The 15,778-nt window shown below is 27.4% G+C and carries 14 protein-coding genes; 9 read left to right on the forward strand and 5 right to left on the reverse strand.

Translation table 11 applies throughout. From position 1 onward, the window contains the following. Positions 1–54 precede the first annotated feature (54 nt). The 8 genes from FVE77_RS06520 (at position 55) to FVE77_RS06555 (ending at position 7,525) form a co-directional block, all read left to right on the forward strand. Positions 55–687 carry a M15 family metallopeptidase gene (locus FVE77_RS06520; protein WP_081690336.1) on the forward strand — a complete coding sequence of 211 codons (633 nt, stop codon included), beginning with the start codon at positions 55–57 and terminating at the stop codon, positions 685–687. A 24-nt stretch (positions 688–711) separates the two neighbouring features. Continuing rightward, positions 712–2,235: an NAD(P)H-hydrate dehydratase gene (locus FVE77_RS06525; protein ID WP_232052893.1), complete on the forward strand. Its 1,524-nt coding sequence runs from the start codon at positions 712–714 to the stop codon at positions 2,233–2,235. Positions 2,236–2,270: 35 nt separating this feature from the next. Next, the gene (locus FVE77_RS06530) at positions 2,271–3,095 is read left to right on the forward strand and encodes a hypothetical protein (RefSeq protein ID WP_026746270.1); all 825 of its coding nucleotides are present in this window, start codon (positions 2,271–2,273) and stop codon (positions 3,093–3,095) included. A 112-nt stretch (positions 3,096–3,207) separates the two neighbouring features. Continuing rightward, a complete protein-coding gene (locus tag FVE77_RS06535; RefSeq protein WP_036088051.1) occupies positions 3,208–3,714 on the forward strand; it encodes a bactofilin family protein in 507 nt (168 codons plus the stop codon). Positions 3,715–3,895: 181 nt separating this feature from the next. Beyond that, positions 3,896–4,897, forward strand: coding sequence for a bifunctional riboflavin kinase/FAD synthetase (locus tag FVE77_RS06540; RefSeq protein WP_026746268.1), 1,002 nt, complete (start codon positions 3,896–3,898; stop codon positions 4,895–4,897). Positions 4,898–4,904: 7 nt separating this feature from the next. Beyond that, entirely contained in the window at positions 4,905–5,621 is a 717-nt protein-coding gene (locus FVE77_RS06545; RefSeq protein ID WP_026746267.1) for a segregation and condensation protein A, read from the forward strand. Positions 5,622–5,642: 21 nt separating this feature from the next. Further along, complete coding sequence (gene murJ, locus FVE77_RS06550) at positions 5,643–7,157, forward strand: murein biosynthesis integral membrane protein MurJ (RefSeq protein WP_026746266.1); 1,515 nt, start codon at positions 5,643–5,645, stop codon at positions 7,155–7,157. 2 nt (positions 7,158–7,159) lie between these two features. Then, positions 7,160–7,525, forward strand: a complete 366-nt coding sequence (locus tag FVE77_RS06555; RefSeq protein ID WP_006804183.1) for a PBECR3 domain-containing polyvalent protein — start codon at positions 7,160–7,162, stop codon at positions 7,523–7,525. A 593-nt stretch (positions 7,526–8,118) separates the two neighbouring features. Here FVE77_RS06555 and FVE77_RS06560 read toward each other — a convergent pair. Together FVE77_RS06560 and FVE77_RS06565 are read right to left on the reverse strand one after the other, a co-directional pair. After that, positions 8,119–8,301 carry a hypothetical protein gene (locus tag FVE77_RS06560; protein WP_026746265.1) on the reverse strand — a complete coding sequence of 61 codons (183 nt, stop codon included), beginning with the start codon at positions 8,299–8,301 and terminating at the stop codon, positions 8,119–8,121. Positions 8,302–8,342: 41 nt separating this feature from the next. Continuing rightward, on the reverse strand, positions 8,343–9,452 hold the full coding sequence (locus FVE77_RS06565; protein ID WP_026746264.1) for a tyrosine-type recombinase/integrase: 1,110 nt from the start codon (positions 9,450–9,452) through the stop codon (positions 8,343–8,345). Positions 9,453–9,623: 171 nt separating this feature from the next. Here FVE77_RS06565 and FVE77_RS06570 point away from each other — a divergent pair, with 171 nt between their 5' ends. Continuing rightward, a complete protein-coding gene (locus FVE77_RS06570) occupies positions 9,624–10,598 on the forward strand; it encodes a hypothetical protein (protein ID WP_026746263.1) in 975 nt (324 codons plus the stop codon). Positions 10,599–10,939: 341 nt separating this feature from the next. Here FVE77_RS06570 and FVE77_RS06575 read toward each other — a convergent pair whose 3' ends face one another. The 3 genes from FVE77_RS06575 to FVE77_RS06585 form a co-directional block, all read right to left on the reverse strand. Next, complete coding sequence (locus FVE77_RS06575) at positions 10,940–14,212, reverse strand: DUF3427 domain-containing protein (RefSeq protein ID WP_026746262.1); 3,273 nt, start codon at positions 14,210–14,212, stop codon at positions 10,940–10,942. Between the two features lie 63 nt (positions 14,213–14,275). Continuing rightward, the gene (locus tag FVE77_RS06580; protein WP_021768583.1) at positions 14,276–14,914 is read right to left on the reverse strand and encodes a 3'-5' exonuclease; all 639 of its coding nucleotides are present in this window, start codon (positions 14,912–14,914) and stop codon (positions 14,276–14,278) included. A gap of 42 nt (positions 14,915–14,956) precedes the next feature. Then, on the reverse strand, positions 14,957–15,775 hold the full coding sequence (locus tag FVE77_RS06585; protein WP_026746261.1) for a GTP-binding protein: 819 nt from the start codon (positions 15,773–15,775) through the stop codon (positions 14,957–14,959). Positions 15,776–15,778: the final 3 nt, after the last annotated feature.

The raw sequence follows: 15,778 nt of genomic DNA on the forward strand, positions 1-15,778 counted from the left end.
AAAAAAGTTTATAAGTTTATTATCAAATTAAAAATAAAGGAATGGTATATTATTATGAATAAGATAAATCTTAAAAATGGAATAAGGCGATTTGCATTACTGACTGCATTAATACTTTCTGCAACAGCTATAAGTACAGCAAATGATATTTATGAAAATCTATATTCTTTTAGATCTAAGCGAAAGGTTGAGAACCCTGATCCAGATTCTGAATTGAAGCAAAAGGTTAAGGATAGAATAAGAGATGTTTCTACAAGAGCAGAAGCTGAATCAAGACTGGTTTGGGTGGAACTGCCTGTCTGGAGGCTAAAGGACGGAAAAAAGGTTTCTGATACTGAGAAAATTCAGGTTTTGGATGTTCTGGCAGATGAGGTAAAGGAGATTTTTCATGAGATACATAAAGGGAAGGAAAAATTTCCAATAAAAAGATTAATTGGATATTCGTGGCGTGGAAGTTTTAAAAGCCTTCACAGTACAGGACGGGCAATAGACTTGAATCCCGAAGAAAATCCACAGGTAAACAGTAACGGAAAAGCTATTGTCGGAAAAAGCTGGGAACCAAACAGCAATCCATATTCTATAAAACTTGACGGAGATGTAGTGAGAGCCTTTACAAAAAGAGGATGGGTCTGGGGAGCAAATTTTAGAACACGAGATTATATGCACTTTGGCTTTGCAGAAATGTAAAAAGTTTAAATAAAAAAAGAGGCGATGAAAATGTTGTTAGGCGGGAATGAAACTACAAAAAAAATTGACAGTTTTGCGATAAATGAATTAAAAATACCGAGTATTGTGCTTATGGAAAATGCCGCGATTTCGTTTGTGAAACATATTGATGAAAATGAAGATAATTTTCTTATTATTTGTGGTAAGGGAAATAATGGTGGAGATGGTTATGCGATTGCACGCCAGTTATTTTCAAAGGGGAAAAATGTCAAAATTTTTTGTATTAGTAATGAAAATATGAGTAATGATTGCATGATAAATTATAAAATTTGCAAGAATATGGGAATTAAAATATTTTATAAAACAGAAGAATTGGATAAGTTGCTTTTAGACTGCAATGTTGTTATTGAAGGGATTTTTGGAACAGGATTAAATTCAGAAATAAAAGGAATCTATCGGGAAATTATCGAAAAAATCAATACAGCAAGTAACAATAAGGCTATTTATTCAATTGATATTCCCTCTGGAATTAATGGCGATAATGGTGAAATTATGGGAATTTCAGTCAAAGCTGATATTACAATTTCATTTGTTACTTACAAAAAAGGATTTTTAAATTCAAAAATAAAAGATTACTTAGGAAAAGTCATTATTGAAAATATTGGATTGAACGAAACTAATATCAATCATTTAGTCAAAGAATATTATTTAACACCTGACATGGTAAAGAGTTTTCATATAAAAAGAAATAAAGATTCCCATAAGGGAGATTTTGGAAAAGTATTGATTTTTGCTGGAAGCAGTGGATTTTATGGTGCAGGAAATATAGTTGCAAAATCATGTGTGAGAACTGGAGCAGGACTTACTACTGTAATTACTGATAAAAATAACTTTTCATTAAATGTATTTGTGCCAGAAGCTATGAGTTTTCCAATTAATTTTGATAATATAAATGAAAATCTCGAAAAATTAGAAAACGAAATCTTAAACAGCGATATAATTGCAATTGGACCAGGGATTGGAAAAAGTAAGCAAGCCTTTTTAATTTTTGAAAAATTGATCAGTATTGAGAAAAACAATAAAGGAAATACAATAAAACTGATATTAGACGCAGATGCTTTAAATTTGTTGGCAGAAAGCAGGGAACTTTTGGAAAAAATAAGAAATAGAAGCGTTTTGACACCACATTTAGTTGAATTTTCACGACTGACAAGATTTTCGCCAGAAGTAATTAATAAAAATAAATTTGAAATAGCAAAAGAGTTTTCAAGAAAATATGGCATAATTTTGCTATTAAAAGGTAAAAATACCATTATTACAAATGGAGAAGAACTTTTTGCAAACAGTACAGGAAATTCACACATGGCAAACGGTGGAATGGGAGATTGCCTAACAGGAATAATATGTTCACTTGCTGGACAAAAATACGATTTAATGAAATCTGCTAGTATTGGAGCGTATTTGCATGGTAAAATTGCAGATGAATTGGTAAGAAGGCAGTATACTGTGAATGCAACAGATGTGATTGATAATATTTCTAAGTATATGAATAAGATTTTTAGAATTTAAGCTAGAGGATATTTGAATTTTTTAGGGAGTTAGCTATGATTAAAAATGATATTATTGATTATGATGAAAGTATAAAACGAGAATATGAAAGCAATTGCTTTAATGATAAATTTTTTGAAATTTTTCCGACTAAATATGAAAAGATGTTGAGAGAATATGAAGTTATTTATTTTAAGGATGAAGTTAGAATTTCATTTTTTAATTTGGATTTTTCTGATGATCTGATTTGCTATGAAGAATGTGATTTTATTGATCGAGTAAGACATAGTTTATATAGCATTGCCGAACTAATTAATTCCCAAAAAACTGAAAAATTAAAAAAATTTTGGAATATATTTGAGGAAATTTATTGGGAAATAGTTCAAGAAAAAATTCCCAAAGACAATAAAAAAGTTTTAAATTTTATGAATGAATTAAAAATGGAAATTAATGAAATTTTAAAAACATTCCCTTTGGAAAAAGTTGAAGAATATCGTGAAATTATAAAAGAATATGCTGGAAAATTTTGGAATAGAATAGAAAAATCAAAAACTAAATCCAAAAGATTATATTATGAAAAAGCATTGCTGTTTATTCTCGTTAAACTAGAAAATTTATTGAACATTCAGCACGAAGAACAATTTTTACAAAATTATGTTTGTATTTTAAATGACTTATATTCGGATGATTTTAACGATAACGGATCGTTTTCAAATTTATTTTTTCTTAATAAAGTTGATAAAGGAGTCTATTTTTCAGATGATACAAAACTTTTTTCATTTGAATTGGTAAAAATTGCAAATAGTTTTGATGAATTTATGGATAATATTGAAAATTTTGATTTAAGCAATTATAGTCGATATTTCGTTAGTATAAAATAATTAAAAAATATTTGAAAAAACAAAGAAAATGTAGTACAATAATATAGATAATTTATTTATAATTTTATGATAAAACAATTAATATTTTTTTAAGAAAGGAATGAATAAAAAAATGGCATTATTTTCTAGCAACGATAAAAAATCAAGAGACAAAAGAGAAAGTGGAGACAGACTAAGCAGCCAATTTTCTGCAAACAACGAAGAAAATGTACATGGAGTTAGTACAATCTCAATGGAAACAACAATCACAGGAACTATTGAATCAAATTCTGTCTTCAAGATGGATGGTGTCCTAAACGGAGATATCAAAGGAAACAAGCTTGTCCACATTGGAAAGACAGGACTGGTAAAAGGAAATGTTACAGCCGAAACTGTAGTAGTTGACGGCGAAGTTTCTGGAGAAATACTGGCAGACAAAGTGGAAATAGGAAGTACAGGTAAAGCTTACGCTACAATAACTTCAGCTGTGTTTGTAATTCAGGAAGGCGGTGTATTTGAAGGAAGAAAGAAAATGAAAATCGCCCTTATAAAAGAAGAACAGCCTAAAAGCAAGACAGAAAAGGATAATGATTTAAAACCCAAAGAAAATACTGTAAAAGAGGACAAAAAAGAATCATAATCTAAAATTTTAAAAATAAATTAACATAGTCATGAATTCTAAATTAATATATGAGTTTATGGCTATTTTTTATTTTTTGATATAATAAATAAATTTAAAAATTATAGGTTGAGTATAAAGTGAAATTGTGATAAAATCTAGTAAGTAAGTTGATTAAATAAAAAAGGAACGAGATTTAATAATGAAATTTATTACAGAAAATTTATCTGATATAAAGGATATTGTGGAATATAATGATGATTTGGAATCTGTTGATTCTGATAAAAATCTTAAAGAAATAAAACGGAATAAAAATATTGTGATTTTGGGGAATTTCGATGGTGTTCACATCGGACATCAGATAATTTTACAAAAAGCTGTGAAACAAGCTAAAGAAAAAAATTTAAAGACAATTGTTTACACTTTTCGTGAATATCCCAAAAATCAGCAGACTAAAATAACGACTTGCTCGGAAAAAGCGTATTTGTTAAATGAAAATGGAATTGATTATCTCTATTTGGAGCAGTTTGAAAAAGTTAGGAATTACACACCTAAAGAGTTTGTAGAAAAAGTCCTTGTGGATATTTTAAATGCGACTGAAGTTTACTGTGGTTTTAATTTTACTTTTGGAAAAGAAAAATCTGGTAATACTGATACACTTGAAAAACTTTTAACAGAAAAAAATATAAAATTGAATGTACAAGAACCAATTTTAGATGAAAATGGAGAAATTATAAGCAGTACAAGAGTTAGAAATTATATTAAAGAAGGAAATTTTGAGAAAGTTAGAAAACTTCTTGGGCATAATTTTATTATTCTTGGGGAGGTAATTTATGGAAAACAGCTTGGACGTGTGATTGGTTTTCCTACGGCAAATTTACGATTTGAAAATAAAATTTATCCTGAATTTGGCGTTTATGGTGTAAAAATCTGTATCCAAGATGATGAAAAAGTTTATAATGGAGTTATGAATATTGGTAGAAATCCTACGGTTGATGTGGGTGTATTAAGTGTTGAAACTAATATTTTTGATTTTAATGAAGATATTTACGGGAAAGTTATTTTTATTGAAATTTTGGAAAATATACGGCACGAAAAAAAATTTGAATCAGTGGATGAGTTGAAAGAGCAGATAGGAAAAGATGTAAGCTACTGGAAAAATAAAATTTCATACTGGCGTAAGAAATATCAAAAAGAAAAATAGGTAAAATATGGAAAATACAATACAAGTAAAAATTGAAAATTTTGAAGGCCCGCTTGATTTACTTATTCATTTAATCGAAAAAAAGAAAATGGATGTAAACGCAATAAATATTTCACAAATAATAGATGATTATTTGAGTTACATTCACGCACAAAAAGAGCTAAACTTAAAAATAAAAATCGAATTTTTAGTAATGGCAACAGATCTCATCGAGATTAAAGCCTATTCAGTGTTAAATAGAGGTAAAAAACTTGAAAAAATTGAAAATTTAGAGAAAAAAATAATAGAATACCAGCTATTTAAGGAAATTTCAGAATTATTTTCAAAACACGAAAATGAATATAATATTCCATATACAAGAACAGGGACGGAAAGTATGGGAGACGAAATAATAGAATACGATATTTCCAGTCTGAGTTTGGATAATCTATTTAAAAGTCTAAAAAATTTAATTACTTCTAAATTAAATGATAGAAATAAATTTGAAGAAAAAATGATTGTAAATTTGGAGGAAGATGATTATTCAGCTGAAGATGCTTATACTGAAGTTTCTCAAACTATCCAAACTAATGAAGAGGTAGAATTTAATCATCTTTTAAAAAATAAATTTTCTAAATCTAGAATAGTAACTTTATTTCTCTGTATTTTAGATATGTTTAAAAATGGAGAAATTGATATAATTGTTGAAGAGAACAATTTTTTTATTAAATCTATAAAAAATTAAGAAAGGAAATTAATTAAATTAATGTTTAAATCTAGTTTTATAGTAATGATTATAAATATGCTAAGCCGTATTTTAGGACTTGTCCGTGAAATGATTATTGGAAGTGTATTTGGTGCAACAGGAATGACAGACGCATATTTTAGTGCCACAAAAATCCCAAACTTCTTTACAACATTATTTGGGGAAGGATCTCTGGGTACAGTTTTTATCCCAATTTATAATCGTGGAATCGAAGAACAAGGAAAAGAGAGGACGGATGAATTTGTCTTTTCAGTATTGAATTTAATAGTTGCATTTACATCAACAATGTCAATATTAATGATTTTGTTTTCAAGACAAATTTTAAAAATAACAACAGGTTTTGCAGATCCTGAACGATTTGAAACAGCTAATATGCTTTTAAAAATAGTTGCTTTTTATTTCTTATTTATTGCACTTTCTGGAGTAGTATCATCGTTATTAAATAACTATAAAAAGTTTGCAATAGCGGCATCAATGGGAATTGTTTTTAATTTAACAATTATAATCGGAACACTTCTTTTGAAAAATAAGATGGGAATTTATGGATTAGGGATTGCTTATTTACTGTCAGGAGTTTTCCAGCTTGCCATGATGCTTCCGCAATTTTTTCAAATAATGAAAACATACAAATTTACATTTAACTTAAATGATGAATACGTTATAGAAATGTTTAAATTAATGATTCCAACATTAATCGGAATTTTTGGCTATCAAATAAACGAAATTATAGACAACCGTTTTGCCACAATGTTGCCTGCAGGAACAGCCAGCGCCTTAAATTATGCAAGCCGGCTATATTTATTGCCAATCGGAGTTTTTGCTATTTCGTTGGCAGTAGTGATATTTCCTACATTATCAAAGGCTGTAGTAAAAAATAATATGAAAACAGTAAGAAGAGTAGTTCATCAAGGTTTGTACATGTTAGCATTTCTAATCGTTCCTTCTTCAGTTGTATTATTTGGATATGCACAGGAAATTGTGACATTAATTTACAAAAGAGGGCATTTTAGCGAAAAAAGTGTAGTTATAACTTCTGAAACATTGCAATTTTACGCAATCGGACTATTATTTTTCTCAACAATACATCTTCTTACAAGAAGCCATTATGTATTCAAGGATAGAACTTTGCCAGTAATTTCTTCATTTACAGGAATCGGGATTAATATTCTTTTGGACTGGTTGTTATACAAACAATATCGGCATGTTGGGCTGACATTCGCAACATCATTTGCCGCAATGGTAAATTTCCTGATTTTGTATACTTCACTTGCAAAACGATATGTAAGATTAAGGACTTTCAAATATTTTATAATACTCATAATCACGTTTGCTACCTCAGGAATTTCATTTTATATTTCAAAAATGATAAAATTGAATATATTGGGGAGATTCAGCATTGCTATTAATTTAACGGTATTCGCTGCAATTCATCTGTTAATCTGGTTTATTTTAATTTCAATTTTTAGAAAAGACTTGATTGAAAAAATGCTGAGAAGAGTTTTAAACAGAGGGTAAATATGATACAGGAAAAAATCAGATATACAAAAACAGGCAAACGAATAGAAGTTTACGAATTTAAAGCTAAATTGCATCAAAAAGTAGTAATGAGTAAAAATCAGTTTGAGGAGCATATTTTTCCAAAACATCCTGAAATCTCGCTGGAAATAATAAAAGAAGTACTAGAAAATCCAGATTTTGTTACAAAACAGTCAAAATCCCGAAAAGAACATTTTTATCAAAAAAAAATTGGAAAATTGAATTATTTTGTAGTCATTTCCCAACATAAAAATGTAAAAAATTTAAGATTTGTATTAACGGCCTTCATGGCAAAAGATACAAACTTTTTGAAAGAAAAAAATATACATTACAGATATAAAAAATAAAAATATCAATTTATAGAAAAATTATTAATACTAATCCTTTTTTAAAATAGGCATAAAGTTTTGTAATGGGATTGTTCAATAACTAATTCATAATTATTCAACTTTTTCCCTTTTTTATTTTTCGTAGGATTGCTCATTGCCGCAAATCCTACAACCTATGGCTAGTCTACGACATTTTTCTGCACTGACAAAAAACTCGCTATGCTCAAACAGTTTTGCCAGCACAGAAAAATGCTCCGACGGATTATTTTATACTAGGCTCTGTTTAAAAAATGAAAACTATCTTAGAATTACTTGAAAATACTGGGTCTATAAATTGAATACAATGTAAAAAAAAATCATCGCAATAGAAAGCGTATAAGAGCGTAAATTCAACTTAGCCATACTTTTTATTGTTGATGATTTTTTATTGGTTAAAATCGTTTATTTTGATTTTTCATATTTTATATTTATGTAAAACATAAATCAATTTTTTGATATAATATCTTATAAAATCTATAATACATAACATTTTATAATTTCATAAAGTTCTATAAAAGTTCTATTTTTATAACACTAAAATCCTATTTAAATAATAAATTTTTTCTGTTTTTTTATTTAGTAAGTAAAAATAGTTTGAACACTTGCATCTCTACAATATTTGTATCCACTTTTTGCTTTACATCTTTCGAAAGCTTCTCGATAAGCTTTGTCTGCTTCTTTATATGAAAAAGTTCACATCCAAAAACACTCATTCCTAACGAAACTAAAAGTAGCAACTTGATTATTCTTTTCATAATAATTCCTCCTGGTTTTTATTTTTTATAATTTGAAAAAATTATTTATTTAATTTTTCCATTAACTGGGCATTTGCATCCTTATACAAATGAGAATATGTATTTATCGTAGTTTGCAAATTATCGTGTCCCAGCCGTTTGCTGATAGCAGTGATGTCGGCTTGAATAAACAGCAAATATGAAGCGTGAGAATGCCTGAAGTCGTGAAGGCGTATTTTTGGTAAATTTGCTTGTAAACTGTATTTCTCTAGAATGTATCTAAGTTGCGAACTTTTTAAATTAAAAATTCTAGCACTATTTATATTTTTTTTATTTTGATTTATTTTTGAAGTTTCAGAAAAATATAATTGCAAATCCGAAATAAGAGTTTCTGGCAATAAAACTTTTCTTATCGAACCCAAAGTTTTCGGAGTAGTGATATAATCCTTTTTATTTATATGCGAAAAGGTTTTATTTATGTCAATAAATTTTTCTTCCAAATTAATATCGTTTTCAGAAAGAGCCAAAAGTTCACCAATCCTAAGCCCAGTCCAAAACAAAATCTTAAACACAATAATAGAATCGGAATATTTCCCATTTTTCTCTTTATTTTTCAGTTCTAAAACTTCAATAAACTTTTCAAAATCGTTCACCGACCAAATTTTCATTTCCGAACGATTTTTCTTACTTCCAAAAGTCCCCATATTTTTACAAGGATTTTCATTTAGGTTTTGATATTTCGTAGCCCAGTTAAACATACTCTTTAATGCCGCATAAATATTAGACTTAGAATTTTCACTAAACAGTTGCCCATTTCCGTGTTCCTTTTCCAGCATTTCATTTTGCCATTCCCGAATCATAAAAGAAGTAATCTTATTCACTTCAATTTCACCAAAAAACGGTAAAATATGCAAACGAAAAAACGTTTCTACAGTATTAACCGCAGTAGGCTTATGTCTTTTTCTATAATCTTCAAAATAAAGTTCATATAATGATTGAAATGACATATTCATAGATTTGGCAATCTTTTTCTTAAATTCGTATTCGTATTCCTGAGCCTCTTTTTTCTTCTTAAACCCAGTCTTTTTATACTTTTTATTCAGACCTTTATAGTCTTTAGCATAAAACATCGCATACCAAGTCTTTCTATCCACATTGTAATAAACCGGCACTTTAAAGTTCTCCTTACCTCTATAATTTTAATATAATTATACCATATTTTTAAAATAAAAACAGTGAGTTTCATCTGTCTGTCGTTAAAATAATCAGTTATATTTTGATTTTTTTATTTATTATGGTATAATTAATTTAAAGCTAACGCTAAAAAGAAAGCGAGTGTAACAATGAAATTACTAGAAATATTTAAGAATTCTAAAAAACAGAAAACATCTCAAAATGTAATTGATGATGAGCAATTAAAAATAAATTTTATTTATCCTGAAGATGAAGAAATAGCAAAAATTGTTGAAAATGAAGTTTTAGCACATAGAAATCTTAAACAAATTCTGAAAATAAAAAATGAGTTAGAAGACATTTTAAACGAAAACATAAAACCAGGTCCTTTCGAATATGATTTGGTGGGACATGACTGCACTGGAACATATTACTATGAAAATATCTGGTTTATAGATTTGCTTGCAACAATTTATGAATATACAGACGAAAATAAGAGATCTAGAAGAAAAATATGTTGTGAAGCAATTTTAAGTGATTTTTATTATTTCGGAGTAACTTTTCCTGATAAAGTTTATGCAGGTAAATTTAACTATATTGAAAATATTTCCGACGAATTATACGAAAAAGCCCTTTTAGAAGAACAAAGATTAAAAAAGAAACTGTACAAATTTTCTTATGAATATCTAGAAGAAGTAAATAATAAAAAAATACAAGAATTTATAAATTTTGAAATTTCAAGACATAAAAACGAATATGAAAAAGAAGAAATTGCAGAACTTGAAAACATACTAAAACAAATAATTTATAATATAGACAACGAATCGGAAGAAGAAGATACAGACATTATCAAAAACAAAATCATTAATTTTATTGGAAATAGCAAAACATTTTCATACCAAAGCAAAAATATTTGGATTATAGAACTGGTAATAAAAATTTTAGAAAATTATTCCCAAGATTTGGCCAAATATAGAGCATTATTTTGTATGGAACTTTTAAATCAATTATATCTTTTTGAAATTGAAGATTTAGATTTAAACGAGTTAAATAAAACTGAGTTTGAAATGATACGAAAAAAATTATATGAGTATTACAGATTTTATGATAAATTAAGGATGGAACGAAAGAAAAAGTTTTTGTAAGGATATTGAAAATTTTTTCAAAAAAGCCCTAGTTTCTACAACGTTTCTACAACAGGAAGTGTTATCGGTAATCAGCTAACATAATCAAAGAATATTAAATATAAATGAGAAGGAGCAGAAGTGTTTTTTATAAGCTTACAAAAGAAAGAAATGACAACACCTCAAAAACACATAGCATATACTATAATAGTACATTAATTTTATCAAAAAATATACATAACATACCTTATCGGACTAAGGTATTTTATTAAAAAATATAATTATTGATAATAAATATAAATAATACGTCCGATAAAATACTTTATCATTTCATTTAATACCATCATAATACTATCTTCTTTTTAACTTAAATTATACAATTCATAAATTAACTCTTGTGGTATTTTCTCATCTAACTTCCATAAAATTCTCATTGGTTTATCTCCATAGCTTTTATAATAATTGGCTTTTCCTAGATAAATAAATGGGTTTGTTTTATTATTATTCATGAATGCATATTTCCTTATAAATATGTGGACATTATACCCTAATTCACTATGGTTTGTAAACATTTTCCCAACACTTGAGTTATGGGCTGTTTTAGGTTGGCTTATCCATTGAATTAGGTTGTCAGCAAATAAAGAATTATCGTATTTTAAGTTTTCTTGTAAAATATGAGTTTTGTCAATTGTTGCAAAAAGGCAAATATCCTTGTCTGTATTTGCATAACCTGCTCTCCAGCTGCCTTTTGGCACTTTGGAATCAAGCAAAATTTGGAGTTCTATTCTTTTATATTTTTTATACGGAATCAGAATATTCTCATTGAATATCGATAAATTATTATTTTTCTTAAATTCTGACAATCCTAAATATAGTAATTCTTTTAGACGAATCTTGAAATTATAATTTGAATTTTGAGAATTATCTAAATTTATAAGTTTTAAGTTTATTTCATTGTTATTATCAATTTTATTTATATTTTGAAATATTTTTTTGCAAGTTTCAGAAATTTTGAATAAATCATTATTTTTGGAGTTTTGTTCTAAAATTTTATCTTCAACTAATTCTCTAAAAATGCGGTTTATAACATATTCTTTTTCAAAATTATTTTTTATATTAAAATAATTTCTATACTCATTAATAGTAATTTCTGAAGTTATAAACTCATTATTTATCAAATAATTTATAATTAAATACGTAAATGGCTCTACAAGCGTCAATTTTTTTTCTAAATATGCCAAAAATTCAATTTCTTCTGAATTTAAAGATATTTTATTCATTTTTAGAATTTCAGGATTTTCAAATTGCAGCTGTGCATTATAAAATGAGCCTAATTTTAAGGATAATTCTTGAAACAATTCGATATTTGTATCAAAATCACTTACTTTTAAAATTTCATTTTCAGATTTGCCAATTTCTTCTTTATAATCTAAATACAAGTCTTTTAAAATATTTTTAGAACTGAAGTTGATTTTTTCGATTTTTTCAATAATACGATTTTGACAAACTCTATCTAGTTCTACATAGCATGATTTTGGAATATTTGAAAATTGATTTTTTATTTCGTTTATTATTTTTTCTTTTTTAGTAAATAAAGTATCCTTGTTGTCAACTTCGTTTGAAAAATAATTTATTAGCAAATAATCTTTCTTATGATTTCCAATAAAATCAATAATTGTAACAAAATCTTTATTTTCAGCCTTTCTTAATCCTCTTCCAATTTGCTGTATAAAAATCGTTGAGGACATTGTAGGACGTAAAAATAGCAGTAAATTAATTGTTGGAATGTCAATTCCTTCATTTAAAATATCTACTACACATAAAATTTCAATTTTTTTATTTTTAAATTTGTCTAAAATTTCTGATCTTTCGTTTGAACTTGTATTTGCTGTGATTACAGCGGATTTATAGCCTTTGTTTCTAAATTCTTCTTTCATGAAAAAAGCATGCTCTATATTTTGGCAAAATGCGACAGCACTTAATTTATCGCCATCAAAACCAAACTTATTGATTTTTTCAACAATATAATCGGTACGTGTGTTCAGTAATAAATTTTCTAATAATACTTTTTCATTATATTTCCCATTTTTGTAAGGAATGTTATCATAATTAATCATGTAATCATTTACACCAAAATAATGAAAAGGCACAATCAAATCCTCTTCCAAAGCCTCTTTTATTCCAATTTCATCAACAACATTATAGTCACAAAGTGACAGAATATCTTTGCCATCCATACGTTTCGGAGTTGCTGTCAAACCTAGCAAAAATTTACTCTGAAAATATGATAGCGTCTTTAAATAACTGTCTGACATTGAATGATGAAATTCGTCAACTATGATATAATCAAAGAAATTATGTTTAAATTCATTGTAACAATTTCTTAATGATTGAATCGAAGCAAAAACCATACTTTTATTAATTTCTTTTAAGCCACCGTAAATTCTTCCAAATTCATTTTTATCAATTTTAAGAATTCTTGAAAAAACATTCATTGCATTTTCTAACAATTCTTCACGATGAGCTATAAATAAAAATTTTATATTTGAAATTTTAGGTTTTTCATTATTTATTTCAAATAGTTTATTTTCATTATTAGAATCAATTTCAAAAAATTGTTTTATATCCATTGCGGCAAGGTAAGTTTTCCCTGTACCAGTTGCAGAAATCACGAGTCCTTTTTTATTGCCATTTTCTCTTGTTTCATCCAACTTTTCCAAAACTCTTTTTTGCATGCTATTTGGAACAAATTCATCTTTTTGTGTTATTTTTGTTTTTCTATAATCAAATGTATTTTGTGTATTTATAGATTTTTTATATTTTTCATATTCATCAATAAAATCTTCTGTCAATTCTATTGCTTCATTACTGTGCCACAATTTTTCAAATTGGTTTAATGATTTTTCATAAATATTAAAAAAACTGCTGTCTGTCAGTTTCACATTCCATTCTTCAGCCGAATATAAAGCACTTTGGCTAATATTAGATGATCCGATTATAACACTATGATATTTTTCCTTTTCAAATAAATATGCTTTTGTATGAAAACTCTCGCTTGAATTATTGTAAATCTTTACTTTTATATTTTTATACGACAAAAGTTTTCGCAACGCCTTTGAGTCTGTGATATTTAGATAGACAGATGTTATAATTTCCCCTTGAATGCCTTGTTTTTCAAGTTCATCTAAAGTACTTATTAAAAGCTGTATACCTGAGTATTTTATAAAACTTACTATAAAATAGAATTTTTTACAGTTTAATAATTCCTGTTTTAAATAAATAAAAAAATTACGAAACTTTACTTTTTCGTTTATAATTAATTCATTTATATTTCCGATTATATCGTTATTTTTTCGTTTTAATGGTAACTCAAAGTGAAAATCAGTATTTTGAGTTTTTATTTTTTCTGATTTATCTGTAAATGCCTGATTTAATAAATACAACTGTTTTTCGGTAAATTCAATAACTTTTTGATAATCATTTTTCCCAATAAAATCAGAAATTTTTTCTGAAAAAGTTTCCAAAATTTCAAATTCCAAATTTTCCTTGTATTCAGTTATTTCTAAAAAATTATTATTTTTTTCTTCTGTATTTATTAAATTATTTGGCTCAGATTTTTTGACTAAAATACTCATTTTCACTCCATTTATTTTACTTTAATTATATTTTTTGACTTTACATAAATATTTTTTCAAAAATTATTCTTTTTCTAAAAATTCTAAAATTCGCTTATTTCCGGTCTTATGCTTCATCATCTTGAAGAAAATTCTAAACATTATAAGAACATCGTAATAACTGCCGTGCAACTGGCTTTCTTCAAACGGGATATTATAATAATTGGCACATTCCATAAGTTTTGGCCATTTGTAATTTCCGTACGAAGAACCGTTTACTTTAACGATGTCTATATTTGTTAGCATTGTATCAAATTGATTTTGCAGAGGAAAATCTACGAAGCTTCTGTCAAATTTTATGTTATGGGCGACAAAATGGCTTGTGTCTTGACAGAATAAGAAGAAATTATCCATATCTTCCTTAAAAGTTAAAGGATATTCAATCCCTGTATTTTGAATAATATTTTTTCTTTCACTTAAAATGACATCGTCTGTCAAGCCATTTACACTAACTGCCCCTTCATTTAACTCTTCGCCTTCATTTCTGAAATAAAACCTGTTAAATTCAGATACTTTTTTCCATTTATTTCTTTCTTCTCCAGTATTTTCAGAATTATAATTCACTTTTATTGCAGACATTGACAAAACTGAACTTCCCTGAAATCCATTTGTTTCCACATCAAAAAATATTATATTCTTATTTAGTTTTTTTTCTTTGTTCACTTTTTTCTCTTTTCCTTATATTTTTACACAAGATATAAAAAATTAATCATTTAGTTTTAATACTGATAAAAACGCTTCTTGCGGTATTTCTACATTTCCGATTGCCTTCATACGTTTTTTACCTTCTTTTTGTTTTTCTAATAATTTTTTCTTACGTGTAATATCTCCACCATAACATTTTGCAAGTACGTTCTTTCTAAGTGCCTTAATTGTTTCTCTTGCAATTATTTTTGTACCCAATGCGGCCTGTAATGGTATTTCAAACTGCTGTCTTGGAATTACATCTTTTAATTTTTCAACGATTGCACGCCCTCTGTAATAGGCATTATCTTTATGAGCAATGAATGAAAAGGCATCTACTGGATTTCCGCTTACCAAAATATCCACTTTTACCAAGTCTGATTCCTTGTATCCAATCATTTCATATTCAAATGAAGCATACCCTTTTGTACGTGATTTCAATTTATCGTAAAAATCAATTACTATTTCTGCAAGTGGCAAATCATAACTTATCATTGTACGAGTTTCATCTCCCTGTGCAGCGTCAACTACAAGCAAGGCTCCGTCACAAGCTGCAAGCGATCTTGATACTTCGTAAATAAAATCGACGTGTCCCGGCGTATCAATTAAATTTAACTCATAAGTCTCCCCGTTTCGAGCCTTATACTTCAACGTAACTGCTTGTGCCTTAATCGTTATCCCTTTTTCCCTTTCTAAATCCATACTGTCCAGCAACTGATCCACCATTTCCCTTTGTGTTACAGTCCCTGTCTGCTCCAAAAGCCTGTCCGCAATAGTGGATTTTCCATGATCAATATGTGCTATTATCGAAAAATTTCTTTTATTTTTTTGATCCAACATTTA

The organism is Leptotrichia hofstadii (assembly GCF_007990525.1).
In the GTDB taxonomy this organism is placed as follows: Bacteria; Fusobacteriota; Fusobacteriia; order Fusobacteriales; family Leptotrichiaceae; genus Leptotrichia; species Leptotrichia hofstadii.